The organism is Streptomyces canus (assembly GCF_030815415.1).
Taxonomy (GTDB): Bacteria; Actinomycetota; Actinomycetes; order Streptomycetales; family Streptomycetaceae; genus Streptomyces; species Streptomyces canus_F.
In genome coordinates this window covers 6,335,644-6,360,646 of sequence record NZ_JAUSWW010000001.1, presented here as the reverse complement: position 1 = coordinate 6,360,646, position 25,003 = coordinate 6,335,644, and the positions used below count along the sequence as shown (strand labels likewise).

The window sequence follows — 25,003 nt, the reverse complement described above, 5'->3', positions numbered from 1 at the left end:
GGCCGTTCCCGCGACGACCTGAGCCGCCGGCGGGGGGCGAGCCACCCATCGCCCCCCGTCGCGGTCACTCCGTCCCCGCCGCCGCGAACGCTCCCCGGGCCATGCGGTGCAGCAGCTCGGCCGTGACACCGCGGCCCGGCAGGGACCCCGGGCGGCCGAGATGCGGAGTCGAGTTCAGCAGGCCGAACACCGAGTGCACCGCCGAGCGGGCCGTGGGTTCCGTCAGGACCGGGTACACCTCGCGCACCACCTCCACCCACAGCTCGACGTACTGCCGCTGGAGCTGGCGCACGAGCTTGCGGTCGGTGTCCCTCAGCCGGTCCAGCTCCCGGTCGTGGAGCGTGATCAGGGGCCGGTCGTCCAGGGCGAAGTCGATGTGGCCCTCCACCAGCGAGTCGAGGACGTCCTCCGCCGAGCCCCCGTCCACCTCCGCCAGCCGGCGCCTCGCGCCCCTGAGCAGCTGCTCGCTGATCCCCACCAGCAGCTCGGCGAGCATCGCGTCCTTGCCCGTGAAGTGGCGGTACAGCCCGGGTCCGCTGATGCCGACCGCGGCGCCTATCTCGTCCACGCCGACACCGTGGAAGCCACGCTCGGCGAAGAGTCGAGCAGCTTCCTTGAGGATCTGCTCGCGGCGGGTGGGGGCGTCGGTTCTGGTGGCCATGGTGGCAATTCTAGACAGGGAGGTTAGCGCTCGTTAACCTGGAGGACATACGTTAACGCTCATTAACAAGGTGAGGGGATCGCGGGATGCATCAGGCACCGGAGCTGCACAGCGCGGCGGACCCCGCGTCGGAGGCCTGGCGGGCCAATGAGCGGGGCCACCGAAAGCTCGTCGAGGAGCTGCGCGACAAGCTCGCCGCCGCCCGGCTCGGCGGCGGCGAGAAGGCACGGGCCCGGCACACCGCGCGCGGCAAGCTGCTGCCCCGGGACCGGGTCGACCACCTCCTCGACCCCGGTTCCCCCTTCCTGGAGCTCGCCCCCCTCGCCGCCGACGGGATGTACGAGGGCCAGGCCCCGGCCGCCGGTGTCATCGCCGGGATCGGGCGGGTCAGCGGGCGCGAGTGCGTGATCGTCGCCAATGACGCGACCGTCAAGGGCGGCACGTACTACCCGATGACCGTGAAGAAGCATCTGCGGGCCCAGGAGGTGGCCCTGGAGAACCGGCTCCCCTGTCTCTACCTCGTGGACTCCGGGGGCGCCTTCCTGCCGATGCAGGACGAGGTCTTCCCCGACCGTGAGCACTTCGGGCGGATCTTCTTCAACCAGGCCCGGATGTCCGGCGCGGGCATCCCGCAGATCGCCGCCGTCCTCGGGTCCTGCACGGCCGGCGGGGCATACGTGCCCGCCATGAGCGACGAGGCGGTCATCGTCCGGAACCAGGGGACGATCTTCCTCGGCGGGCCCCCGCTGGTGAAGGCCGCCACCGGTGAGGTCGTCACCGCCGAGGAGCTGGGCGGCGGCGAGGTGCACTCCCGGATCTCCGGTGTCACCGACCACCTCGCCGAGGACGACGCCCACGCCCTGCGCATCGTGCGGAACATCGCCGCGACGCTGCCCCCGCGCGGGCCGATGCCCTGGTCCGTGGAGCCGGCGGAGGAACCCAAGGTCGACCCCTACGGGCTGTACGGTGCCGTCCCCGTCGACTCCCGCACCCCCTACGACGTCCGCGAGATCATCGCCCGCGTCACCGACGGCTCCCGCTTCTCGGAGTTCAAGGCCGAGTTCGGGCAGACCCTCGTCACCGGCTTCGCCAGGATCCACGGCCACCCGGTCGGCATCGTCGCCAACAACGGCATCCTCTTCTCCGAGTCCGCCCAGAAGGGCGCCCACTTCATCGAGCTGTGCGACCAGCGCGGCATCCCGCTGCTCTTCCTCCAGAACATCTCAGGCTTCATGGTCGGCAGGGACTACGAGGCGGGCGGCATCGCCAAGCACGGCGCCAAGATGGTCACGGCCGTCGCCTGCACGCGCGTGCCCAAGCTGACCGTCGTCGTCGGCGGGTCGTACGGCGCCGGCAACTACTCCATGTGCGGCCGGGCCTACTCCCCCCGCTTCCTGTGGATGTGGCCCAACGCCAAGATCTCGGTCATGGGCGGCGAGCAGGCCGCCTCGGTCCTCGCGACCGTCAAGCGGGACCAGCTGGAGGCGCGCGGCGAGGAGTGGGCCGCCGCGGAGGAAGAGACCTTCAAGGACCCGATCCGTGCGCAGTACGAGCGTCAGGGGAACGCCTACTACGCCACGGCCCGCCTGTGGGACGACGGGGTCATCGATCCCCTGGAGACCCGTCAGGTGCTGGGACTGGCCCTGACCGCCTGCGCCAACGCGCCGCTGGGCCAAAAGGATCCAGCACAGCCCCAGTTCGGCGTCTTCCGGATGTGAGGAAATTCAAGACGATGTTCGACACAGTGCTTGTCGCCAACCGGGGCGAGATCGCGGTCCGCGTCATCCGCACCCTGCGCTCGATGGGGGTGCGGAGCGTCGCCGTCTTCTCCGACGCGGACGCCGACGCCCGGCATGTGAGGGAGGCCGACACCGCCGTACGGATCGGTCCGGCCCCGGCGTCCGAGAGCTATCTCTCCGCCGAGCGGCTGCTGGAGGCGGCCGCCCGGACCGGCGCCCAGGCCGTGCACCCCGGGTACGGCTTCCTCGCGGAGAACGCCGCCTTCGCGCGCGCCTGCGCCGACGCGGGGCTGGTCTTCATCGGGCCGCCCGCCGACGCCATCGCCCTCATGGGCGACAAGATCCGCGCCAAGGAGACCGTCGAGGCTGCGGGCGTCCCCGTGGTCCCCGGCGGCCGTGACCCCGAACTGGCGGAAGCCGCCCGCGCCCTGGGCGCCCCGGTCCTGCTGAAGCCCTCCGCGGGCGGTGGCGGCAAGGGCATGCGCCTGGTCCGGGACCTCGACCTCCTGGACGACGAGATCGCCGCCGCCCGCCGCGAGGCCCGCACCTCCTTCGGCGACGACACCCTCCTGGTCGAGCGGTGGGTCGACCGGCCCCGGCACATCGAGATCCAGGTCCTGGCGGACGGCCACGGCAACGTCGTCCACCTCGGCGAACGCGAGTGCTCCCTCCAGCGCCGCCACCAGAAGGTCATCGAGGAGGCGCCCTCCGTTCTCCTGGACGACGAGACCCGCGCCGCGATGGGCGAGGCGGCGGTCCAGGCGGCCCGCTCCTGCGGCTACCGGGGCGCGGGCACGGTGGAGTTCATCGTGCCGGGCGGCGATCCCTCGTCGTACTACTTCATGGAGATGAACACCCGCCTCCAGGTGGAACACCCGGTGACGGAGCTCATCACCGGCCTCGACCTGGTGGAGTGGCAGCTGCGGGTCGCGGCGGGCGAACCACTCCCCTACGGACAGAGCGACATCACGCTCACCGGGCACGCCATCGAGGCGCGCATCTGCGCGGAGGACCCCTCCCGCGGGTTCCTCCCCTCCGGCGGCACGGTCCTCAGGCTGTCCGAGCCCCGGGGCGACGGCGTCCGCACCGACTCCGGGCTCAGCGAGGGCACCGAGGTCGGCAGTCTGTACGACCCGATGCTGAGCAAGGTGATCGCGTACGGCCCCGACCGCGCGACCGCGATCCGCAAGCTCCGGGCCGCCCTCGCCGGGACGGTCACGCTGGGCGTGCAGACCAACGCCGGGTTCCTGCGCCGGCTGCTGGCCCATCCGGCGGTCGTGGCGGGCGAACTGGACACCGGGCTGGTGGAGCGGGAGGTGGCGGGGCTCGTCCCGGTCGACGTCCCGCAGGAGGTGTACGAGGCGGCGGCGGCGGTACGGCTGGACGCGCTGCGCCCGCACGGCGACGGCTGGACGGACCCGTTCTCGGTGCCGAGCGGCTGGCGCCTGGGCGGGACCCCGAAGCCCGTCGGTTTCCACCTGCGGGTGCAGGACCCGGTGGAGTACGCCCCGCGCGGCACCGCCTCCGTCACGGAGGACCGGGTCCACGTCACCCTCGACGGTGTACGCCACACCTTCCACCGGGCCGCCGACTGGCTGGGCCGCGACGGCGACGCCTGGCAGGTGCGCGACCACGACCCGGTGGCCGCCTCCCTCACCGGGGCCGCGCACGCGGGCGCCGACTCGCTCACCGCGCCCATGCCGGGGACGGTGACGGTGGTGAAGGTCGCCGTGGGGGACGAAGTGACCGCGGGACAGAGCCTGTTGGTGGTGGAGGCGATGAAGATGGAGCACGTCGTCTCCGCCCCGCACGCCGGCACGGTCGCCGAACTCGACGTGGCACCGGGCTCGACGGTCGCCATGGACCAGATGCTCGCGGTGATCGCACCTCACGAGGAGGCGACGCAATGACACACCCCCTGGCGCTGCCCATGGCCGTACCGGAGAAGGGCCTGCCCGCCCGGGTCCGCATCCACGAGGTCGGCGCGCGCGACGGCCTGCAGAACGAGAAGGGCACCGTCCCGACGCAGGTCAAGGCGGAGTTCATCCGCCGCCTCGCCGACGCGGGCCTGACGACGATCGAGGCCACCAGCTTCGTCCACCCGAAGTGGGTGCCCCAACTCGCCGACGCGGAGGAGCTGTTCCCGCAGATCGCCGGCCTCCCGGTGGACCTCCCGGTCCTGGTGCCGAACGAACGCGGCCTGGACCGCGCCCTGGCACTGAAGGCGACCCGCGTCGCCGTCTTCGCGAGCGCCAGCGAGTCCTTCGCCAAGGCCAACCTCAACCGCACGATGGACGCGGCGCTGGCGATGTTCGCACCGGTGGTGACGCGGGCGAAGGAGGCCGGCGTCCATGTCCGCGGCTATCTGTCGATGTGCTTCGGTGACCCGTGGGAGGGCCCGGTCCCCGTCCCGCAGGTGGTGGACGTCTGCCGGACGCTGCTCGACATGGGCTGCGACGAGCTGAGCCTGGGCGACACGATCGGCGTGGCGACGCCGGGCCACGTCCGGGCCCTGCTCACCGAACTGACCGGCCACGGCGTCCCCCTGGAGCTCCTGGGCGTGCACTTCCACGACACCTACGGGCAGGCCCTCGCCAACACCTACGCCGCCCTCCAGCACGGCGTCACCACCGTCGACGCGTCCGCGGGCGGCCTCGGCGGCTGCCCGTACGCCAAGTCCGCCACCGGCAATCTCGCCACCGAAGACCTCGTGTGGATGCTGCGGGGGCTCGGCATCGACACCGGAGTCGACCTCGAACGTCTCGTCGCCACCAGCGTCTGGATGGCCGGACAACTGGGCCGGCCCAGCCCGTCCCGCACCGTACGAGCCCTGTCCCACAAGGAGCAGTGACCGCGATGGACCACCGACTCTCCCCCGAACTCGACGAACTCCGCCGTACGGTCGAGGCGTTCGCGCACGACGTCGTGGCGCCGAAGATCGGCGAGTACTACGAGCACCACGAGTTCCCGTACGAGATCGTCCGCGAGATGGGCCGCATGGGCCTGTTCGGCCTGCCCTTCCCGGAGGAGTACGGCGGCATGGGCGGCGACTACCTGGCGCTGGGCGTGGCCCTGGAGGAACTGGCCCGGGTCGACTCCTCGGTCGCCATCACCCTGGAGGCGGGGGTGTCGCTGGGCGCCATGCCGCTCCACCTCTACGGAACCGAGGCACAGAAGCGGGAGTGGCTCCCCCGGCTCTGCTCGGGCAAGATCCTGGGCGCGTTCGGCCTGACGGAGCCGGACGGCGGCAGTGACGCGGGGGCGACCCGTACGACGGCCCGGCTGGACCCGGAGACGGACGAGTGGGTGATCAACGGCACGAAGTGCTTCATCACCAACTCGGGCACGGACATCACGGGCCTGGTGACCGTGACGGCGGTGACCGGCCGCAAGCCGGACGGCAAGCCGCTGATCTCCTCGATCATCGTCCCGTCGGGCACCCCCGGCTTCACGGTGGCGGCCCCCTACTCCAAGGTCGGCTGGAACGCCTCGGACACCCGCGAGCTGTCCTTCGCGGACGTCCGGGTCCCCGCGGCGAACCTCCTGGGCGAACAGGGCCGCGGGTACGCCCAGTTCCTGCGCATCCTCGACGAGGGCCGCATCGCGATCGCGGCGCTGGCGACGGGGCTGGCGCAGGGGTGTGTGGACGAGTCGGTGAAGTACGCGAAGGAACGGCACGCCTTCGGCCGGCCGATCGGTGCGAACCAGGCCATCCAGTTCAAGATCGCCGACATGGAGATGAAGGCCCACACGGCCCGCCTCGCCTGGCGCGACGCGGCCTCCCGCCTGGTCTCGGGCGAGCCCTTCAAGAAGGAGGCGGCCCTCGCGAAGCTCTACTCGTCGACGATCGCGGTGGACAACGCCCGGGACGCCACACAGGTCCACGGCGGCTATGGCTTCATGAACGAATACCCGGTGGCCCGCATGTGGCGGGACTCCAAGATCCTGGAGATCGGGGAGGGCACGAGCGAAGTGCAGCGCATGCTGATCGCGCGGGAGCTGGGGCTGGTCGGCTGAGCGGGTGCCGGCCCGCCCAGGGCGGGCCGGCACCTTCCCACCTGCCCAGGCGCCGCCGCGTCCGCCGGACCTGACGGTGGTCGTCGGGTGCCGCCGCCATGTACGGCAGCCCGAGCGACCGCCGGGCGCGCGCGGGGTTCGCGGCGACGAGGTCCGCCGTGTCGGGACCGAGCTGGCGCGGCGCCTCCGGCTTCCTCCTGACCGGGAGTCAGAGTCGCCCAACGGGTATTGATTTCAAGGGAGTTGGGTCGCGCGAGCCTCGACAGCCCACGCCACAGGGCTCTCACAGCTTCCGATCGGAGGGGTCCGGCCCCTGGACAGGATCTGAGGTTAGGCTAACCTACATTCGAACTTGTCCGGCGGGCGCTCCGCCCCGTTCGAAAGCAGCCACACACATGTCCAACGCCCGAGCCACCCACCTCACCCGCCGCGGCATCCTCGCCGCGGGCGGCGCACTCGGCCTCGGTGCCGTGCTCGCAGCCTGCGGCGACGACGACGCGAAAAGCGGTGGCTCTGACACGGAGACGACCGCCGCGAAGAAGTCCGGTCCCTGGACCTTCAAGGACGACCGCGGCACCGAGGTGAAGCTCGACAAGATCCCGGCGAACATCGTCGCGTTCACCGGTGTCGCCGCCGCGCTGTACGACTACGGCATCTCGGTCAAGGGCGTCTTCGGCCCGACCAAGAGCACCGACGGCAAGGCCGACGTGCAGGCCGGCGACATGGACATCTCCAAGGTCGAGATCCTCGGCAACGTGTGGGACCAGTTCAACGTCGAGAAGTACGCCGCGCTCGCCCCGGACGTCCTCATCACCACGATGTTCGACGACGCCGGCACCCTCTGGTACGTCCCCGCGGCCTCCGCGGACAAGATCGCCAAGCTCGCCCCGAGCGTCGGCATCTCCGTCTACGACCGCCAGATCACCGAGCCGCTGCAGCGCGTGTGGGAGCTCGCGGAGTCGCTGGGCGCCGACATGACGGCCGCCTCCGTCACCGACGCCAAGAAGAAGTTCGAGGCCGCGGCCACCCGGCTGCGCGCCGCCGCGAAGGCGAAGCCCGAGATCAAGGTGCTGGCCGGTTCCGCCAGCCAGGACATCTTCTACGTCTCCGGCACCAACCTCTCCATCGACCTGGAGTACTTCAAGGCCCTCGGCGTGAACTTCGTCGAGCCCTCGGAGAAGGCCAAGGCGAAGGGCGGCGGCTGGTACGAGAGCCTGAGCTGGGAGAACGTCGACAAGTACAAGGCCGACATCATCATGATGGACGACCGGTCCGCGACGATCCAGCCGGCCGACATCACCGAGGCCACGTGGAAGAAGCTGCCTGCCGTGAAGGCGGGGCAGGTCGTCTCCCGTTCGCCCGAGCCGATCCTGTCGTACGACAAGGTCACGCCGCTGCTCGAGACCCTCGCCGAGGCCCTTGAGAACGCGAAGAAGGTCAGCTAGGCGCTCCGCTGAGAGAGCCGATTCAGCGCCGTTGAGCTTCGCGTAGTCGGTGAACTGCCGACCGGCCTCGGCTGGTCGCGCAGTTCCCCGCGCCCCTAAGGACGTCAACCGCACCCTGACTCATGACTCAGGAGCAGATATGACCACCGCCGTCGCCGCCCCGTTCCGTTTCTTCTCCCTCCAGGTCATACGGACGCGGCGGCTCGGGCCGTCCCTGGTCCGGGTCACCTTCGCCGGGGACGAGTTGCGGGAGTTCTGCTCCAACGGGTGCGACCAGTCGCTGTCGTTGTTCCTGCCGCACCCGGGGCAGACCGAGCCCGCGGTGCCGATCGAGCTCGGTGACGGCTGGTGGCAGGCGTGGCGTGAACTCCCCGACGACGTACGGGCCGTGATGCGGTCGTACACGCTGCGCCAGTTGAGGCGCGACCCCGACGAGATCGACATCGACTTCGTCCTGCACGGCGTCGAGCCCGATGCTGCCACCCCCGCGGGGCCCGCCTCCCGCTGGGCCGCCCGGGCCGCCGCCGGTGACCGTGTCCTGCTGCTCGGCCCCGCCGTCGCCGACAACCGGGCGATCCGGTTCCGACCCGCCGACGACACCGACCTGGTCGTCGTCTGGGGTGACGAGACCGCCGTACCCGCCGCCTCCGCGATCATCGAGTCGCTGCCCGCCGGCACCCGGGCCCGGGTCTGGCTCGAGGTGCAGCACGCCGAGGACATCCAGGATCTGGTGACCGAGGCCGACGCCGAGGTCACCTGGCTCGTGCGGGACCACCAGGAGCTTGACGCCGAGGGCGCCCCCATGGCCCTCGGCGCCATTCGTGACGCCCAACTCCCGCCCGCCGAGCGCCCCTACGTCTGGATCGCCGGCGAGTCCGGTCACATCAAGGCGCTGCGCCGGCACTTCGTGGGTGAGCGGGGCATCGACCGCCGCAGCGTCACCTTCGTCGGCTACTGGCGTCAAGGGCTGACCGAGGAGCAGCTCCGCGCCGCGGAGTAACCCACCGAGCGGCACCCACCGCTGTACGCAACTCCCCGGCGTGCGGCGGTGACTGCTGTGCCCACAGGGACGACTGCGGCCGGAGTGATCGTAGTCACGACTGATGCCACGTTTGACCAACGTTACTTAGATTAGGCTAACCTAAGTAACGCGAAGCGAGATCGAAGATCGCGTCCCCAGCCCCGTCCGACCCGCACGGACTGCTCCCCCCGGAGGACCCCCACCATGCGCTCGCACCTGCTCAATGACACGACCGCGGAGCAGTACCGCCGCTCCGTGACCGAAGGAGTAGAGCGGGTGGCAGCCAAACTCGCCGCCACCGACCGTCCGTTCACGGGTGTCACCGTCGACGCCCTCGCCCCGACGATCGACGCGATCGACCTCGACAAGCCGTTGCTCGACACCGCCGCGGCCCTCGACGAGCTGGAGGACGTCTACCTCCGCGACGCGGTCTACTTCCACCACCCGCGCTACCTCGCCCATCTCAACTGCCCGGTCGTCATACCGGCGGTGCTCGGCGAGGCGATCCTCTCCGCGGTCAACTCCTCCCTGGACACCTGGGACCAGTCGGCCGGCGGCACCCTCATCGAGCGCAAACTGATCGACTGGACGAACGCGCGGATCGGCCTCGGCCCGAACGCCGACGGCGTCTTCACCTCCGGCGGCTCCCAGTCCAACCTCCAGGCCCTCCTCCTGGCGCGCGAGGAGGCCAAGACCGACTCCTTCGCGAAACTGCGCATCTTCGCCTCCGAGGTCAGCCACTTCAGCGTGAAGAAGTCCGCGAAACTGCTGGGCCTCGACCAGGACGCCGTGGTCACCATCCCGGTCGACCAGAACAAGCGCCTGCAGACCGTCGCGCTCGCCCACGAACTGGAGCGCTGCAAGGCGGACGGCCTCGTCCCCATGGCCGTCGTCGCCACCGCCGGCACCACCGACTTCGGCTCGATCGACCCGCTGCCCGAGATCGCCGAGCTGTGCGAGCAGTACAACACCTGGATGCACGTCGACGCCGCCTACGGCTGCGGTCTGCTCGCGTCGGTGAAGTACCGCGGCCGCATCGACGGCATCGAGCGCGCCGACTCGGTCACGGTCGACTACCACAAGTCCTTCTTCCAGCCGGTGAGTTCGTCCGCCGTGCTGGTCCGGGACGCGGCCACCCTGCGCCACGCGACCTACCACGCGGAGTATCTGAACCCCCGCCGTATGGTCACCGAGCGCATCCCCAACCAGGTCGACAAGTCCCTGCAGACCACCCGTCGCTTCGACGCCCTCAAGCTGTGGATGACCCTGCGGGTGATGGGCGCCGACGGCATCGGGCAGCTCTTCGACGAGGTGTGCGACCTGGCCGTCGAGGGCTGGCGGCTCCTCGCCGCCGACCCGCGCTACGACGTGGTCGTCGAGCCCACCCTCTCCACCCTCGTCTTCCGCTACATCCCCGCCGCCGTGACCGACCCGGCCGAGATCGACCGCGCCAACCTGTACGCCCGCAAGGCCCTGTTCGCCTCCGGGGACGCGGTCGTCGCGGGCACCAAGGTCCAGGGCCGCCACTACCTGAAGTTCACCCTGCTCAACCCCGAGACGACGACCGACGACATCGCCGCCGTCCTCGACCTGATAGCCGGCCACGCCGAGCAGTACCTGGGAGAGTCCCTTGACCGCGCGTCCTGAAAACCCGACGAAAACCCATGACTTCGTGGGTATCGGGCTCGGCCCGTTCAACCTCGGCCTCGCCTGTCTGACCGAGCCCATCGACGAACTCGACGGTGTCTTCCTGGAGTCGAAGCCCGACTTCGAATGGCACGCCGGCATGTTCCTCGAAGGCGCCCACCTCCAGACGCCGTTCATGTCGGACCTGGTGACGCTGGCGGACCCGACCTCGCCGTACTCCTTCCTGAACTATCTGAAGGAGAAGGGCCGGCTGTACTCGTTCTACATCCGCGAGAACTTCTACCCGCTGCGCGTCGAGTACGACGACTACTGCCGCTGGGCCGCGAACAAGCTGAGCAGCGTCCGCTTCAGCACGACCGTCGCGAACGTCACGTACGAGGACGGCCTGTACGTCGTGAAGACGACCGCGGGTGACGTCTACCGCGCCCGCCGGCTCGTCCTCGGCACCGGCACCTCGCCGCACTACCCGGACGCCGTCCAGGGCCTCGGCGGCGACTTCTTCCACAACTCCCGCTACATGCAGAACAAGGCGGAGCTCCAGAAGAAGGACTCGATCACGATCGTCGGCTCCGGCCAGTCCGCCGCCGAGATCTACTACGACCTCCTCGCCGAGATCGACGTCCACGGCTACCGGCTGAACTGGGTGACGCGCTCCCCCCGCTTCTTCCCCCTCGAATACACCAAGCTCACGCTCGAGATGACCTCCCCGGAGTACATCGACTACTACCGCGAGCTGCCGGAGGCCACCCGCTACCGGCTCACGGCCCAGCAGAAGGGCCTGTTCAAGGGCATCGACGGCGATCTCATCAACGAGATCTTCGACCTGCTCTACCAGAAGAACCTCGGCGGGCCCGTCCCCACACGGCTGCTCACCAATTCCTCGCTGAACAGCGCGGCGTACGAGAACGGGACGTACACCCTCTCCTTCCGCCAGGAGGAGCAGGAGAAGGACTACGACCTTCAGACGCAGGGCCTGGTCCTGGCCACCGGCTACAAGTACGCCGAGCCGGAGTTCCTGACCCCCGTCAAGGACCGGCTGCGCTACGACACACAGGGCAACTTCGACGTCGCCCGCAACTACTCGATCGACACCACGGGCCGCGGCGTCTTCCTGCAGAACGCCGGTGTGCACACCCACAGCATCACCTCGCCCGACCTGGGCATGGGCGCGTACCGCAACGCCTACATCATCCGTGAGCTGCTCGGCACCGAGTACTACCCGGTCGAGAAGACCATCGCGTTCCAGGAGTTCTCCGTATGACCATCCCCCACACCTTCGCCTTCCGCCCGCTCGACCCGTTCAAGGACGCCGAGCTGCTGCACGGCTGGGTCACCCACCCCAAGGCCGCGTTCTGGATGATGCAGGACGCGAAACTGGAGGACGTCGAGCGCGCGTACATGGAGATCGCCGCCGACGAGCACCACCACGCGCTGCTGGGCCTCGACGCGTACGGTGTCCCCGCCTTCCTCATGGAGAAGTACGACCCCGCCCACCGCGAACTGGTCGGCCTGTACGACCCGCGCCCGGGCGACATCGGCATGCACTTCCTGACCCCCGCGACCGACACCCCCGTGCGCGGCTTCACCCGGTCCGTCATCACGGCGGTCATGGCGCATCTCTTCGAGGACCCCGCCGTGGAACGTGTCGTCGTCGAGCCGGACGTGTCCAACACGGCCGTCCACGCCCTCAACGAGGCCGTCGGGTTCGTGCCCGAGCGCGAGATCCGCAAGCCGGAGAAGACGGCCCTGCTGAGCTTCTGCACCCGGGAGCAGTTCTCCGCGGCGACGGCGGTGACGGCATGACCCTCGCCGACTCGGTCGCCCACCTCTCCCCCGAGCGCTGGGAGCAGGCCAACCGCCTCCTCATCCGCAAAGCCCTCGCCGAGTTCGCCCACGAGCGGCTCATCACGCCGGAGGCCATCGCCGACGGCCGCTTCGAGGTCCGCAGCGACGACGGTCTGACCCGCTACGGGTTCACCGCCACGCGCCGCGCCCTCGACCACTGGCAGGTCGACGCCGACTCGATCTCCCGTCACCGAGACGGCGTCGACCGCCCCCTCGCCGCGCTGGACTTCTTCATCGAGTTGAAGAAGTCGCTGGGCCTGAGCGACGAGATCCTGCCGGTCTACCTGGAGGAGATCTCCTCCACCCTCTCCGGCACCTGCTACAAGCTCACCAAGCCGCAGATCCCGGTATCCGAGCTCGTCCGAGCGGACTTCCAGGCCATCGAGACCGGCATGACCGAGGGCCACCCCTGCTTCGTCGCCAACAACGGACGGCTCGGCTTCGGCATCCACGAGTACCTGTCGTACGCCCCGGAGACGGCGAACCCGGTCCGCCTGGTGTGGCTGGCCGCACACCGCTCGCGCGCCGCGTTCACCGCCGGCGTCGGGATCGAGTACGAGTCCTTCGTACGGGACGAGTTGGGCGCGCGGACCGTCGAGCGCTTCCACGAGAAGCTCACCGCCGAGGGCCTCGACCCGGCCGACTACCTCTTCATCCCCGTCCACCCCTGGCAGTGGTGGAACAAGCTCTCCGTCACCTTCGCCGCCGAGGTCGCCCGCCGGCACCTGGTCTGCCTCGGTGAGGGTGACGACGAGTACCTGGCCCAGCAGTCCATCCGGACCTTCTTCAACACCTCGCACCCCGAGAAGCACTACGTGAAGACGGCCCTGTCCGTCATCAACATGGGCTTCATGCGCGGACTGTCGGCCGCGTACATGGAGGCGACCCCGGCGATCAACGACTGGCTCGCCCAACTCATCGACAACGACCCCGTGTTGAAGTCGACGGGCCTGTCGGTCATCCGTGAGCGCGCGGCGGTCGGCTACCGGCACCTGGAGTACGAGGCCGCAACCGACCGCTACTCGCCGTACCGCAAGATGCTGGCCGCCCTGTGGCGGGAGAGCCCGGTGGGCACCCTCCAGGACGGCGAGTCGCTGGCGACGATGGCCTCCCTGGTCCACGTCGACCACGAGGGGAAGTCCTTCGCGGGCGCCCTGATCGAGCAGTCGGGCCTGGCGCCCACCCAGTGGCTGCGCCGCTATCTGACGGCGTACTTCACCCCGTTGCTGCACAGCTTCTACGCCTACGACCTGGTCTACATGCCGCACGGCGAGAACGTGATCCTGGTCCTGAAGGACGGCGCCGTGGAGCGCGCGATCTACAAGGACATCGCCGAGGAGATCGCGGTCATGGACGTCGACGCGGTCCTGCCGCCGGCGGTCGAGCGGCTGCGGGTGGACGTGCCGGAGGAGAAGAAGCTCCTCTCGATCTTCACGGACGTCTTCGACTGCTTCTTCCGCTTCCTCGCCGCGAACCTCGCCGCCGAGGGCATCGTGGCGGAGGACGACTTCTGGCGGACGGTCGCGGACATCACCCGCGAGTACCAGGCCTCGCTGCCCGAACTCGCCGACAAGTTCCGGCAGTACGACATGTTCGCCCCGGAGTTCGCGCTGTCCTGCCTCAACCGGCTCCAACTGCGCAACAACCAGCAGATGGTGGACCTGGCCGACCCGGCGGGCGCACTGCAGCTCGTCGGCAACCTGAAGAACCCGATCGCCGGGTTCTGACCCGGAGACAGGCGGGCGCCCGGGGTACGGACCCCCGGGCGCCCGTCCGCATCTACCGTCCGGGCCAGGGGACTTGGGGCGAGCGGTAGTAGTCGATCCCCAGTGCCTCCCACCGCGGCCCCTGCGCCGCGAGCCGCACCTTGTACCGGTCCCAGTCGTGCGTGGCCGCCGGCGACCACCCCAGCTCCGCCGCGCCCGCCAGCCTCGGGAAGGCCATGTACTCGATGTCCGCGGAGTTGGTGAGCGTCTCCGTCCACATCGGTGCCTCGACCCCGCGGACCGCCGAAGCGGGCACACCCGGAAGGTAGCTGCCGGGATCCCAGTCGTACGACCGCTTCACCTCGACCAGACCGGCCCAGTCCAGCCCCAGCGGAGTGTCCGCCGTGTACTTCATGTCCAGGTAGATCCGGTCGGCCGGCGACAGCACGATCCCGGTCCCGCCCCGCGCGGCTGCCGCGACCCGCTCCTTCTCCTCGGCACTGGTGTCATCGAGCCCCCAGTACTGAGCCACCGCACCCTTCGCGGGCGTCGCCCCGGTCAGTTGGTGCCAGCCCACCACGGTCTTGCCGTACTCGGCGACGACCGGCTGCACCCGGTCCATGAACTTCACGTAGTCCTCGTGACTCGTGGAGTGCGCCTCGTCCCCGCCGATGTGCAGATACCGGCCCGGTGTGAGCGCGGCGAGCTCCCGGATCACGTCGTCCACGAAGTCGTACGTGATCTCCTTGGACACACACAGCGAGCTGAAGCCGACCTCGGTGCCGGTGTACAACGGCGGTGCGACGCCGTCGCAGTTGAGCTCGGCGTAGGAGGCGAGGGCCGCGTTGGTGTGGCCCGGCACGTCGATCTCGGGGACGACCTCCAGATAGCGGGAGGCGGCGTACCGGACGATCTCTCGGTAGTCGGCCTTCGTATAGAAGCCGCCGGGCCCGCCGCCGACCTGGGTGGAGCCACCGTATGTGGTGAGGCGCGGCCAGGAGTCGACGGCGATCCGCCAGCCCTGGTCGTCGCTCAGGTGCAGATGCAGCTTGTTGACCTTGTACAGGGCGAGTTGGTCGACGTAGCGCTTGACCTGGTCGACGGTGAAGAAGTGCCGGGACACGTCCAGCATCGCGCCGCGCCAGCCGTAGCGCGGGGTGTCCTTGATCGTGCCGCCGGCGACCAGCCACGGGCCCGGCTGCACCGAGTCCTTCTCGACGGCGGCCGGGAGGAGCTGGCGCAGGGTCTGGACGCCGTGGAAGAGCCCCGCGGGCTGGGCGGCGGTGATGGTGACGCCCTTGGCGCCGCTGTCGAGGCGGTAGCCCTCGGCGCCGAACGGCCCCTTGGCCAGACGCAGTTGGATGCCGCCCTTGCCGCGGGAGGTGACCGGCAGCGGATAGCCGGTCGAGGGGCGCAGCACGTCCGCCACGTACTCGCCGATACGGCGGACCGCACCGGAGTCGTCGACACGGATGCGGGTGGCGCGGGTGATGCGGTACGGCGATCCGCCCGGCTCGACCGAGGCGGGCGCCGGGACGACCTCACCGAGCGGCCCCGCCGTCTCCGCCCCGGGTGTGGGCGCCGCTCCCGCGACGAAGGTGCCCGCGGTCGCCATCAGCAGCAACGAGCCGAGCAGTCGGGCCATACGGGGAGTTGGTCTGTGGTGCGGTCTCACATGTGGCTCCCTTCACCCTGAATTGGTAGAGACCACCTTGCCATGCGGCCCGTCGGCAGCCCAGACGCCCAGCCCCGTCACGCGGGAATGCCAGACTTTGCCCATGGCGGAAATCATCCAGAAGGACGGCACCTGGACCTTCGACGGCGACGCCCTGCGGCTGACCCCGGGGCGCGACAAGAACGTCAGCCTGTTCCGCAAGACCCTGGGTGAACTGGTCGTCCCGCTGGGCGCGTTGGCGGGCGTCTCGTTCGAGCAGGGCCGCAAGGCCGGGCGGCTCAGGTTACGGCTGCGGGACGGCGCGGACCCGCTGCTGCACGCCACCGGCGGCCGGCTGACCGAGCCCAACGACCCGTACCAGCTGTTCGTCGAGTCCGACCGCTACGGCGTCGCCGAGTACGTCGTGGACGAGGTCAGGAACGCGCTGCTGCTCGACCAGGTCCCGGCCGCGCCGGTCGCCGAGTATCTGCTGCCGGGCCCGGCCGTCCCGCTGTCCGTGTCCGCCGGGGACGGCACCGCCAGCTTCGACGGCGAGCGCGTGCGGCTGGAGTGGAACTGGAAGACGGAGGACGCCAAGGCCGCCGCCGGCATCCGCACCCTCGCCGTCACCGATCTCGACGGCGTGGAGTGGCTCCCGGCTGTCGGCCTGGAGAACGGCTGTCTCCGCTTCAGCGTGAAGAACGCGCCGACCAAGGCTCCCCCGAAGTACGACCCCAACTCGGTGGAGCTGTGGGGCTTCAAGAAGGACCCGCTGATGGCCCTGATCGCGGCGGCCGTCCAGGCCCGGCTTCCGCACCCGGCCAGGGCGGCCGCCACGGACGTACGGGACGTACGCGAGGGACGACCGGAACTGCCCTCCGCTCCGGTCGGGTCCGCCGAGGACGACCACGACGCCCTCCTGCGCCGGCTGCGCGAGCTCGGCGAGCTGCGCCGCACGGGTGTGCTGACGGACGAGGAGTTCACGCTGGCCAAACAGGCGGTCCTCAAACGGATGTGATCCCCGCGGGTCCCAGGGACTCCACGGTTCCCCCGGGGCTACTTGGCCTTGCGGGCCACCGTGAAGCGGTCGACCTCCTCGCCCGTCTCGGCGATGCCGCGCACCGTCAGCGTGGCCGTCCGGCCCCTGGCCGCGGGCGTGACGTCGACCCGCAGGAACGAGTAGTCGAGGTAGCGCACCCGGGACCAGGTGACGGTCTCGTTCTGCTTGCCGTCCTTGGTGTTGATGAACGAGGCGACGGACTCGACCTCGTTCTCGTGCCCCTCGTAGGACTCGGCCGCGCTGAACGCGTACAGGCTGCGGCCCGCCGCACCCGCCGTCACGTACACCACGCCCTCGCTCTCGGGGTACGCCGTGCCGCCGACCGGCAGCTTCTTGGCGACCTCGCCCCCCTTGATGACGTCGGTGCGCTCGTACTGGTGGTTGTGGCCGTTGATGACCAGGTCCACCGTGTACTTCTCGAACAGCGGCACCCACTCCTGGCGCACACCGCCCTCCGAGGCGTGCGCGGTGGAGGTGCAGTAGGCGCAGTGGTGGAAGAAGACCACGACGAAGTCGATGTCGTGCGCCGCCCGGAACTTCTTGAGCTGCGCCTCCAGCCATGTGGTCTGGGTGCCCCCGGAGAGGCCGAGGTTGGCCGGGATCTCGTACGAGATGTCGTTGGCGTCGAGCGAGATGACCGCGGTGTTGCCGTAGACGAAGGAGTAGACGCCGGGGAGGTTCTTGGCGTCGGGTCCGTTGGCGGGGAGGTTCCAGCGGGCCTCCTCGCCGCCGTAGCCGTTGGGCGAGTACCAGGCCTCCATGTCGTGGTTGCCGTACGCCGGCATCCACGGCACGGACTTGGCGACGGACTCGGTCTGGGCCAGGAACTGGTCCCACACGCGCGAGTCGAAGCCGGTGTCGGCGGTCTTGCCCTGGCCCGCCGGGTCGGCGTACGCGATGTCGCCGGCGTGGAGGTGGAAGGCCGGGTTCTGGCCGAGGAGCAGGCTGTTGTTGGCGAGGCCGTGGTAGCCGACGCCCTCGTCGCCGAAGGCGGTGAAGGTGAACGGCTTCTTGTGCGCGGGGGCGGTGGTGAAGGTGCCGAGGGTGCCCAGGAGGTGCGGCTCGGCGGGGTCGAAGCCCTGGTGGCCGACGCCGTAGTAGTACGTCCGGCCGGGCTTGAGCCGGCTCAGCTCGGCGTGCACGTAGTACTGCGTGTGGTCGCCGCTCGCACCGACGCCGGCCGGTGTGTGGAGCGTGCGGACCTCGGCCTCGATCTTGCGGGAGAGGTCCCAGGGGTGGACGCCGATGCGGAGGAAGGGCTTCTTGACGGCGACCGGGACCTGCCAGGAGACGGTGAGCTCGGTGCGCGGGTCGGCGCCGAAGGCGAGGTGGCGGCCGAAGGGGGCGACGAGGGAGCCGTCGACCGTCTCGGTGCGCGGCGTGGCCGACGGGGTGGCCAGGGGTGTGGCCTGTGCGGTGGCGCCGGGCACGAACACGCCGCCCGCGACGGCGCCCAGCGTGACGGCGCCGCCTCTGATCATCGTGCGCCGGGAGAATCTGGCGCGCAGGTACTCGTGCTGCTCGGCCATGCTCATGCGCTCGGCGAGCTGCTCGGGTACGCCCATACGAGGAATGTCCATGGCTCCACAAGCTGCTGGTCGGACACATCGGCCCGGGGAACAGCCGGCCAACGGACTCCCATGGGCAGCCCATAAGTGTTCTAAGTGTCCGAACAGCCCCTTGCCCGAAATCGGGCAGGATTCTTGCGAAACCCGAGCCCGTCCTTCAGGATCTACCGGGTGCACGACGAACTTGTTGATCATCTGACGCGATCCACGCCCCTCCAGCGGGGCGAGGCGCTGCGGGTGATCCAGGACGTGCTCGCCTACTTCGACGAGACGACCGAGGACTACGTCCGTCGCCGCCACCGCGAACTCCAGGCCCAGGGTCTGGTGAACGCGCAGATCTTCGAACGGGTCGAGGCGGACCTGAAATACCGGGCGGTCGCGCCGCCGGAGCTTACGCTCAGGCAGCTGCGCCGCATCGTCTACGGCTGAGACGGCTGAGTCGCAACGGCCGAGGAACGGAATACATATATGTGCGGAATCGTCGGATACATCGGGAAGCGTGATGTGGCCCCCCTCCTTCTGGAGGGCCTGCAGCGCCTGGAGTACCGCGGCTACGACTCGGCGGGCATCGTCGTCACGTCCCCGAAGACGGCGGGCCTGAAGATGGTCAAGGCCAAGGGCCGGGTCCGTGACCTGGAGGCCAAGGTCCCGGCGCGTTTCAAGGGCACGACCGGTATCGCCCACACCCGCTGGGCCACCCACGGCGCCCCCTCCGATGTGAACGCCCACCCGCACATGTCGGCCGACCTCAAGGTCGCCGTGGTCCACAACGGGATCATCGACAACGCCTCCGACCTGCGCCGCAAGCTGGAGGCGGACGGCGTCGAGTTCCTCTCCGAGACCGACACCGAGGTCCTGGTCCACCTCATCGCCCGCTCCCAGGCCGAGAAGCTCGAGGACAAGGTCCGCGAGACGCTGCGCGTCATCGAGGGCACGTACGGCATCGCGGTGATGCACGCCGACTTCAACGACCGCATCGTCGTGGCCCGCAACGGCTCCCCGGTCGTCCTCGGCATCGGCGAGAAGGAGATGTTCGTCGCCTCGGACATCGCCGCCCTGGTCGCCCACACGCGGCAGATAGTGACTCTCGACGACGGCGAGATGGCCACGCTCAAGGCCGACGACTTCCGCACCTACACGACGGAGGGCACCCGTACGACGGCGGAGCCCACCACCGTCGAGTGGGAGGCCGCCTCCTACGACATGGGCGGCCACGACACCTACATGCACAAGGAGATCCACGAGCAGGCCGACGCCGTGGACCGCGTGCTGCGCGGCCGCATCGACGACCGCTTCTCCACCGTGCACCTCGGCGGCCTCAACCTGGACGCCCGGGAGGCCCGCCAGATCCGCCGGGTGAAGATCCTCGGCTGCGGCACCTCGTACCACGCGGGCATGATCGGCGCCCAGATGATCGAGGAGCTGGCCCGCATCCCCGCGGACGCCGAGCCGGCCTCCGAGTTCCGCTACCGCAACGCGGTCGTGGACCCCGAGACGCTGTACGTGGCGGTCTCCCAGTCGGGCGAGACCTACGACGTCCTCGCCGCGGTCCAGGAGCTGAAGCGCAAGGGCGCGCGGGTCTTCGGTGTCGTGAACGTGGTCGGCTCGGCGATCGCCCGCGAGGCGGACGCCGGCATCTACGTCCACGCGGGCCCCGAGGTCTGCGTGGTCTCCACGAAGTGCTTCACCAACACCACGGTCGCCTTCGCCCTCCTGGCGCTCCACCTGGGCCGCACCCGCGACCTCTCGGTCCGCGACGGCAAGCGCATCATCGAGGGGCTGCGCAAGCTGCCGGAGCAGATCACCGAGATCCTCGGCAACGAGGCGGAGATCAAGAAGCTGGCCGAGCAGTACGCGGACGCCCGCTCGATGCTCTTCATCGGCCGGGTCCGGGGCTACCCGGTGGCCCGTGAGGCCTCCCTGAAGCTCAAGGAGGTCTCGTACATCCACGCCGAGGCCTACCCCGCCTCCGAGCTCAAGCACGGCCCCCTGGCCCTGATCGAGCCCGCCCTCCCCACGGTCGCGATCGTCCCCGACGACGACCTCCTGGAGAAGAACCGCGCCGCCATGGAGGAGATCAAGGCCCGCAGCGGCAAGATCCTCGCGGTCGCCCACCAGGACCAGGAGAAGGCCGACCACACGATCGTCGTCCCGAAGAACGAGGACGAACTGGACCCGATCCTCCTGGGTATCCCCCTCCAACTCCTGGCGTACCACACGGCGTTGGTACTGGGCAGGGACATCGACAAGCCGAGGAACCTCGCAAAGTCCGTGACGGTGGAGTAGTAAATCCCCGCGACGGCGGAATGGATTATTGAGCAATCCTCACGGCGAGCAACCACCTCCGCGAGAGCGGCGCCGGTTTAGGCGCAAAGAGGTGAACGGACCCCCACGTGTGCCACCGCACGCGGGGGTCCGTTTTCACAGCCGGGGCCGCCCAAGTCCCCGGCGTCGGCTGCCCGTTAGCCGGTTGCCGTCACGCCCCGACCTGCAGCCCGCTTCGGAAGCACCGTCGGCCAGTGGGCCATCGCCGCGGTCGCCGCGTACCAGGCCACCGCACCCGCGGCGACGGCGAACCATCCACCCACCTTGGTGAGCCCGTCGTTGCCGGCGAACTGGGCGATGGCCATGAGCACCAGCGCCACGAAGAACAACCCGTAGGCCCCCTGCCCGAGTTGGTCCCCGCCCGCGAGGGTGAGAGACAGCGCCACGAGGGCGAAGAGCGTGAGGAACAGCCCGGCCGCGTTGGCGGAACCGGCGTCCGAGACGGCCCATGTGAACCACAGCGCACCCAGCGCCGCGAAGGCCGTGCCGTTGGCGGTGTCACGGTCACGGAAGGCCATGAGACCCGCGACGAAGAGGGCGATTCCGCCCACGTACTGGGCGATTGACACCGCGTCAGCGGCTGTCACGCCGTCGATCACGTCGGTGTGGCCGAGGCCGAACGCCAGGAGGGTGATCCCGAGGGCGAGTCGGCCGACGATGGTGGTGGTTGCTCCCGCGGAGACGTCATTGTCCACGGCGGGCTCCCTTCATGCTGTGCAGTTGCGCGATGTGCGATATATGCCCTTCACAAGGGCACAAACACCTCTACGCGCGAGTAGATTTATGCGCTGCACAAGGGAGTTCGAAAGGGCGAGGGACTGTTCCTCCGGCGCATCCCACCAGGGACGACGACGAGTTACGGAATCACGACGACAGGACGCTTCGCACGCTTCGCGAGCCGCCCCGCGACGGACCCGAAGATCCGCCCGACGAGTCCGTGCGTGGAGCCGACGACGATCGCGTCCGCCTCGTACTCGCGCCCGACCTCTTCGAGTTCATGGCAGATGTCGCCGCCCCGCTCGACGAGGATCCACGGCACCTCGGCGAGATAGTCCGCACAGGCGAGCTCGAGTCCGAGCACCTCGGTGCGATGGTCCGGCACGTCGACGAAGACCGGCGGCTCGCAGCCGGCCCACACGGTCGTGGGCAGCCGGTTGGCGACGTGGACGATGATCAGGCCCGAGCCGGAGCGATGGGCCATGCCGATGGAGTACGCGAGCGCGCGCTCACTGGACGTGGAGCCGTCGAAACCGACCACTACGCCGTGCTTGAAGGCGGGGTCGCAGGAATGACGTGGCTCTTCCGCCGCCAGGGGCTCGGCCGCCGTGGGGTCGGCGACGGGCCGCTTGCGGTCCGCGGGTTCAAAGAATTCGTGACCGGCCATGGCTGTCTCGGCGTTGTGATCCTTTTTGGGAGGGACGACAGTGTGCGGCGGAGCTGTGTCCGGGAATCATCTTCCCAACCCCATACCCCCAAGGGTACGGCGGCACGCCTCCTTAGCCCAGATCCCGCGCACGGTCGGTGGGGGTTCCAGGGAGCATGCACGAGGGGCGCCCGTAACGCAATGGTTGCTGCGCTGTACAGGCGGTTTGCACAGGATTCACGCCGCCGTGGGTCCTGACGGCCGTACGCGCAGTGACCGACCGCTCGAACACGCGTTGAACCCGGCAGTCACGCCCCAGGGAGCAACGCATGTCCGGACACCGACCCCCCTCCGAGGACTCCGCCACGGACGTGGTCCGCTGGGCGGTGTTCAGCTGCGTACTCGTCCCCGTGGTCCTTCTCTGGTACGGCACCTCGCTCGCCGGCGCGGCGGGCACGGCCCTCGGTCTGGCCGCCGTCACGGCCGCCTGCCGGATCCTGCTGCGCCAGTCCGAGCGCGGTGCGGCCCGGCTGCTCGCCGAGGAACGCGCGCCCCATCGTGGCCGTCATCACAGGACCGGAAGCGGGACCCATCGAGGCGGTCGTCACACTGGGGGAAACTCACCGGGCGCTTGACCGGTTTCCGTGCACGGACCCGTATCTTTTCAGCCAACTTCCGGCCACCGCGCATCCGTTGCCGCCACTACCCCCCACCCCCCGTTCGACCTGCACGGAAAGGGTCTCCAGGGCCCCCCGCACCCTACGTGGATTGGCCACTACGACGAGGCGCACTTCCCTGCACGGCCCGCGAGTGCAACGCTTCGTGATCGAATGCTTCACGCCAAGTTGCCATGTCGACAATGTGCCGGTTGCCGAACTGGTCACCCCGGCACCATTGGACACAGTAGATTCGATCTTGACGTCTTACGGCGGGGGACTCGTGCAGGACCGAGGGGAAACGTGCAGGAGCGACACAACCGAGGAGCCGCGACCACCGAGGGGGGCTTAGCAGTATGAGCCACGACTCCACTGCCGCGCCGGAAGCCGCGGCCCGGAAGCTTTCCGGGCGACGCCGCAAGGAGATCGTCGCGGTGCTGCTGTTCAGCGGCGGCCCCATCTTCGAGAGTTCCATACCGCTGTCGGTGTTCGGGATTGACCGCCAGGACGCCGGCGTGCCGCGCTACCGCCTATTGGTGTGCGGCGGCGAGGAAGGCCCGCTGCGGACCACAGGGGGCCTGGAACTCACCGCGCCACATGGCCTGGAGGCGATCTCACGGGCAGGCACGGTCGTCGTGCCGGCCTGGCGTTCGATCACCTCGCCACCGCCGGAGGACGCGCTCGACGCACTGCGCCGGGCGCACGAAGAGGGCGCCCGCATCGTCGGGCTGTGCACGGGCGCCTTCGTCCTGGCGGCGGCGGGCCTGCTGGACGGCCGCCCCGCGACAACACACTGGATGTACGCACCGACGCTGGCCAAGCGCTATCCGTCGGTGCACGTGGATCCACGCGAACTGTTCGTCGACGACGGCGACGTACTGACATCAGCCGGTACGGCGGCCGGAATCGATCTCTGTCTCCACATCGTGCGGACGGACCACGGCAACGAGGCGGCGGGCGCGCTGGCCCGGCGTCTGGTGGTCCCGCCGCGCCGATCCGGCGGTCAGGAGCGCTATCTCGACAGGTCTTTACCTGAGGAGATCGGCGCCGACCCGCTCGCCGAGGTCGTCGCCTGGGCGCTGGAGCACCTCCACGAGCAGTTCGACGTGGAGACGCTCGCCGCGCGCGCCTACATGAGCCGCCGGACGTTCGACCGCCGCTTCCGCTCGCTCACCGGCAGTGCGCCGCTGCAGTGGCTGATCACCCAGCGGGTGCTCCAGGCGCAGCGGCTGCTGGAGACGTCGGACTACTCGGTGGACGAGGTCGCGGGGCGCTGCGGCTTCCGTTCGCCGGTGGCGCTGCGCGGGCACTTCCGCCGTCAGCTGGGCTCGTCGCCGGCGGCGTACCGCGCGGCGTACCGGGCGCGGCGTCCGCAGAGCGACAGGCCGGCCGAGAGCGACGGAGCGGCGGGCCCAGTGGGCCCGGCACCCGTTCTCCATCCGGAGGGCGGCCCGGTCCCGCTCCAGACCCGGCGTACGGCGGCGGCGAGCTCGATGGGCCCGGCGACCCAGCTGTCGGCGAGCCTGCCGGGACAGCGCAGCGGATCGTAACGACGTACCGGAACGCCGGGCGGGATGACCGACTCATCCCGCCCGGCGTTCGGGCGTGCGCTCAGGTCCGCCGCACCGCCGGGCCCCTAAAAGGCGACGTCAGCTTTAGGGTGGTCGCATGAACGATCGCATGGTGTGGATCGACTGCGAGATGACCGGCCTCTCGCTGTCCGACGACGCGCTCATCGAGGTTGCCGCCCTCGTCACCGACTCCGAGCTGAACGTACTCGGCGAAGGAGTGGACATCGTCATCCGACCGCCGGACCGGGCGCTGGAGACGATGCCGGAGGTGGTGCGTCAGATGCACACCGCGTCCGGGCTCCTCGACGAGCTCGCCGGCGGCACGACGCTGGCCGAGGCCGAGGAGCAGGTCCTCTCCTACATCCGGGAACACGTCAAGGAGGCCGGCAAGGCCCCCCTGTGCGGCAACTCCGTGGGCACCGACCGCGGCTTCCTGCTCCGGGACATGCCGACGCTGGAGGACTACCTCCACTACCGGATCGTCGACGTCTCCTCGGTGAAGGAGCTGGCCCGGCGCTGGTACCCCCGGGCCTACTTCAACAGCCCCGAGAAGAACGGCAACCACCGCGCGCTCGCCGACATCCGCGAGTCCATCGCGGAGCTGCGCTACTACCGTGAGGCCGTGTTCGTGCCGCAGCCCGGCCCCGACTCGGACACCGCCAAGACGATCGCCGCGAAGTACGTCCTGCCCGCTCAGTAAGTGCGTCAGGGGCCGTCGAAGGGGC

21 protein-coding genes are annotated in these 25,003 nt (G+C 69.7%); 16 read left to right on the top strand and 5 right to left on the bottom strand.

What is annotated here, in order from left to right:
- Positions 1–64: 64 nt before the first annotated feature.
- A complete protein-coding gene (locus QF037_RS29515; protein WP_307030323.1) occupies positions 65–661 on the bottom strand; it encodes an SACE_7040 family transcriptional regulator in 597 nt (198 codons plus the stop codon).
- A gap of 86 nt (positions 662–747) precedes the next feature.
- Between QF037_RS29515 and QF037_RS29510 the strand changes: the two genes are divergently transcribed.
- From QF037_RS29510 to QF037_RS29465, 10 genes are all read left to right on the top strand, one after another.
- Positions 748–2,379 (top strand): carboxyl transferase domain-containing protein, encoded by a 1,632-nt coding sequence (locus tag QF037_RS29510; RefSeq protein WP_307030321.1) that lies wholly within the window; start codon positions 748–750, stop codon positions 2,377–2,379.
- A gap of 14 nt (positions 2,380–2,393) precedes the next feature.
- Entirely contained in the window at positions 2,394–4,310 is a 1,917-nt protein-coding gene (locus QF037_RS29505) for an acetyl/propionyl/methylcrotonyl-CoA carboxylase subunit alpha (protein ID WP_307030319.1), read from the top strand.
- Complete coding sequence (locus QF037_RS29500; protein ID WP_307030316.1) at positions 4,307–5,251, top strand: hydroxymethylglutaryl-CoA lyase; 945 nt, start codon at positions 4,307–4,309, stop codon at positions 5,249–5,251. The genes QF037_RS29505 and QF037_RS29500 overlap by 4 nt, the downstream gene beginning before the upstream one ends.
- 5 nt (positions 5,252–5,256) lie before the next feature.
- Complete coding sequence (locus QF037_RS29495; RefSeq protein ID WP_307030314.1) at positions 5,257–6,417, top strand: acyl-CoA dehydrogenase family protein; 1,161 nt, start codon at positions 5,257–5,259, stop codon at positions 6,415–6,417.
- Positions 6,418–6,812: 395 nt separating this feature from the next.
- Positions 6,813–7,862, top strand: coding sequence for an ABC transporter substrate-binding protein (locus tag QF037_RS29490; protein WP_307030312.1), 1,050 nt, complete (start codon positions 6,813–6,815; stop codon positions 7,860–7,862).
- Between the two features lie 139 nt (positions 7,863–8,001).
- Complete coding sequence (locus QF037_RS29485; protein WP_307030310.1) at positions 8,002–8,862, top strand: siderophore-interacting protein; 861 nt, start codon at positions 8,002–8,004, stop codon at positions 8,860–8,862.
- Between the two features lie 225 nt (positions 8,863–9,087).
- The gene (gene desA, locus QF037_RS29480; protein ID WP_307030308.1) at positions 9,088–10,530 is read left to right on the top strand and encodes a lysine decarboxylase DesA; all 1,443 of its coding nucleotides are present in this window, start codon (positions 9,088–9,090) and stop codon (positions 10,528–10,530) included.
- A complete protein-coding gene (locus QF037_RS29475) occupies positions 10,514–11,791 on the top strand; it encodes a lysine N(6)-hydroxylase/L-ornithine N(5)-oxygenase family protein (protein WP_307030306.1) in 1,278 nt (425 codons plus the stop codon). Before desA ends, QF037_RS29475 begins: the two co-directional genes overlap by 17 nt.
- Positions 11,788–12,333, top strand: coding sequence for a GNAT family N-acetyltransferase (locus QF037_RS29470; RefSeq protein WP_307030303.1), 546 nt, complete (start codon positions 11,788–11,790; stop codon positions 12,331–12,333). The genes QF037_RS29475 and QF037_RS29470 overlap by 4 nt, the downstream gene beginning before the upstream one ends.
- Complete coding sequence (locus QF037_RS29465; RefSeq protein ID WP_307030300.1) at positions 12,330–14,102, top strand: IucA/IucC family protein; 1,773 nt, start codon at positions 12,330–12,332, stop codon at positions 14,100–14,102. The genes QF037_RS29470 and QF037_RS29465 overlap by 4 nt, the downstream gene beginning before the upstream one ends.
- A 52-nt stretch (positions 14,103–14,154) precedes the next feature.
- Here the strand turns inward: QF037_RS29465 and QF037_RS29460 are convergent, their stop codons facing one another.
- A complete protein-coding gene (locus QF037_RS29460; protein WP_307030298.1) occupies positions 14,155–15,726 on the bottom strand; it encodes a beta-N-acetylhexosaminidase in 1,572 nt (523 codons plus the stop codon).
- 133 nt (positions 15,727–15,859) lie between these two features.
- On the opposite strand from QF037_RS29460, the gene QF037_RS29455 reads away from it, so the two are divergent.
- A complete protein-coding gene (locus tag QF037_RS29455; protein WP_307030296.1) occupies positions 15,860–16,753 on the top strand; it encodes a DUF4429 domain-containing protein in 894 nt (297 codons plus the stop codon).
- 38 nt (positions 16,754–16,791) lie between these two features.
- Here the strand turns inward: QF037_RS29455 and QF037_RS29450 are convergent, their stop codons facing one another.
- The gene (locus QF037_RS29450; protein ID WP_307037427.1) at positions 16,792–18,360 is read right to left on the bottom strand and encodes a purple acid phosphatase family protein; all 1,569 of its coding nucleotides are present in this window, start codon (positions 18,358–18,360) and stop codon (positions 16,792–16,794) included.
- A 174-nt stretch (positions 18,361–18,534) separates the two neighbouring features.
- On the opposite strand from QF037_RS29450, the gene QF037_RS29445 reads away from it, so the two are divergent.
- Both QF037_RS29445 and glmS read left to right on the top strand, forming a co-directional pair.
- Positions 18,535–18,792: a hypothetical protein gene (locus QF037_RS29445; protein ID WP_046260898.1), complete on the top strand. Its 258-nt coding sequence runs from the start codon at positions 18,535–18,537 to the stop codon at positions 18,790–18,792.
- Positions 18,793–18,831: 39 nt separating this feature from the next.
- Positions 18,832–20,649, top strand: a complete 1,818-nt coding sequence (gene glmS, locus QF037_RS29440; RefSeq protein ID WP_307030294.1) for a glutamine--fructose-6-phosphate transaminase (isomerizing) — start codon at positions 18,832–18,834, stop codon at positions 20,647–20,649.
- Positions 20,650–20,825: 176 nt separating this feature from the next.
- On the opposite strand, the gene QF037_RS29435 is transcribed toward glmS, so the two are convergent.
- Positions 20,826–21,383, bottom strand: a complete 558-nt coding sequence (locus QF037_RS29435; protein WP_307030292.1) for a GPR1/FUN34/YaaH family transporter — start codon at positions 21,381–21,383, stop codon at positions 20,826–20,828.
- Positions 21,384–21,544: 161 nt separating this feature from the next.
- Positions 21,545–22,072 (bottom strand): universal stress protein, encoded by a 528-nt coding sequence (locus tag QF037_RS29430; RefSeq protein WP_046260901.1) that lies wholly within the window; start codon positions 22,070–22,072, stop codon positions 21,545–21,547.
- A 308-nt stretch (positions 22,073–22,380) separates the two neighbouring features.
- Here QF037_RS29430 and QF037_RS29425 point away from each other — a divergent pair, with 308 nt between their 5' ends.
- The 3 genes from QF037_RS29425 (at position 22,381) to orn (ending at position 24,978) form a co-directional block, all read left to right on the top strand.
- Positions 22,381–22,686 carry a hypothetical protein gene (locus QF037_RS29425; protein ID WP_307030290.1) on the top strand — a complete coding sequence of 102 codons (306 nt, stop codon included), beginning with the start codon at positions 22,381–22,383 and terminating at the stop codon, positions 22,684–22,686.
- Positions 22,687–23,063: 377 nt separating this feature from the next.
- Entirely contained in the window at positions 23,064–24,257 is a 1,194-nt protein-coding gene (locus QF037_RS29420) for a helix-turn-helix domain-containing protein (protein WP_266826658.1), read from the top strand.
- Between the two features lie 118 nt (positions 24,258–24,375).
- On the top strand, positions 24,376–24,978 hold the full coding sequence (orn, locus tag QF037_RS29415; protein WP_307030288.1) for an oligoribonuclease: 603 nt from the start codon (positions 24,376–24,378) through the stop codon (positions 24,976–24,978).
- Positions 24,979–25,003 lie beyond the last annotated feature (25 nt).

Excerpts from the sequence above, each read along its gene's own strand:
- QF037_RS29515 (WP_307030323.1), bottom strand. The coding sequence starts at position 661 with ATGGCCACCAGAACCGACGCCCCCACCCGCCGCGAGCAGATCCTCAAG.
- QF037_RS29510 (WP_307030321.1), top strand. The coding sequence starts at position 748 with ATGCATCAGGCACCGGAGCTGCACAGCGCGGCGGACCCCGCGTCGGAG.
- QF037_RS29505 (WP_307030319.1), top strand. The coding sequence starts at position 2,394 with ATGTTCGACACAGTGCTTGTCGCCAACCGGGGCGAGATCGCGGTCCGC.
- QF037_RS29500 (WP_307030316.1), top strand. The coding sequence starts at position 4,307 with ATGACACACCCCCTGGCGCTGCCCATGGCCGTACCGGAGAAGGGCCTG.
- QF037_RS29495 (WP_307030314.1), top strand. The coding sequence starts at position 5,257 with ATGGACCACCGACTCTCCCCCGAACTCGACGAACTCCGCCGTACGGTC.
- QF037_RS29490 (WP_307030312.1), top strand. The coding sequence starts at position 6,813 with ATGTCCAACGCCCGAGCCACCCACCTCACCCGCCGCGGCATCCTCGCC.
- QF037_RS29485 (WP_307030310.1), top strand. The coding sequence starts at position 8,002 with ATGACCACCGCCGTCGCCGCCCCGTTCCGTTTCTTCTCCCTCCAGGTC.
- desA (WP_307030308.1), top strand. The coding sequence starts at position 9,088 with ATGCGCTCGCACCTGCTCAATGACACGACCGCGGAGCAGTACCGCCGC.
- QF037_RS29470 (WP_307030303.1), top strand. The coding sequence starts at position 11,788 with ATGACCATCCCCCACACCTTCGCCTTCCGCCCGCTCGACCCGTTCAAG.
- QF037_RS29465 (WP_307030300.1), top strand. The coding sequence starts at position 12,330 with ATGACCCTCGCCGACTCGGTCGCCCACCTCTCCCCCGAGCGCTGGGAG.
- QF037_RS29460 (WP_307030298.1), bottom strand. The coding sequence starts at position 15,726 with ATGGCCCGACTGCTCGGCTCGTTGCTGCTGATGGCGACCGCGGGCACC.
- QF037_RS29455 (WP_307030296.1), top strand. The coding sequence starts at position 15,860 with ATGGCGGAAATCATCCAGAAGGACGGCACCTGGACCTTCGACGGCGAC.
- QF037_RS29450 (WP_307037427.1), bottom strand. The coding sequence starts at position 18,360 with ATGGGCGTACCCGAGCAGCTCGCCGAGCGCATGAGCATGGCCGAGCAG.
- glmS (WP_307030294.1), top strand. The coding sequence starts at position 18,832 with ATGTGCGGAATCGTCGGATACATCGGGAAGCGTGATGTGGCCCCCCTC.
- QF037_RS29430 (WP_046260901.1), bottom strand. The coding sequence starts at position 22,072 with ATGGCCGGTCACGAATTCTTTGAACCCGCGGACCGCAAGCGGCCCGTC.
- QF037_RS29425 (WP_307030290.1), top strand. The coding sequence starts at position 22,381 with ATGTCCGGACACCGACCCCCCTCCGAGGACTCCGCCACGGACGTGGTC.
- QF037_RS29420 (WP_266826658.1), top strand. The coding sequence starts at position 23,064 with ATGAGCCACGACTCCACTGCCGCGCCGGAAGCCGCGGCCCGGAAGCTT.
- orn (WP_307030288.1), top strand. The coding sequence starts at position 24,376 with ATGAACGATCGCATGGTGTGGATCGACTGCGAGATGACCGGCCTCTCG.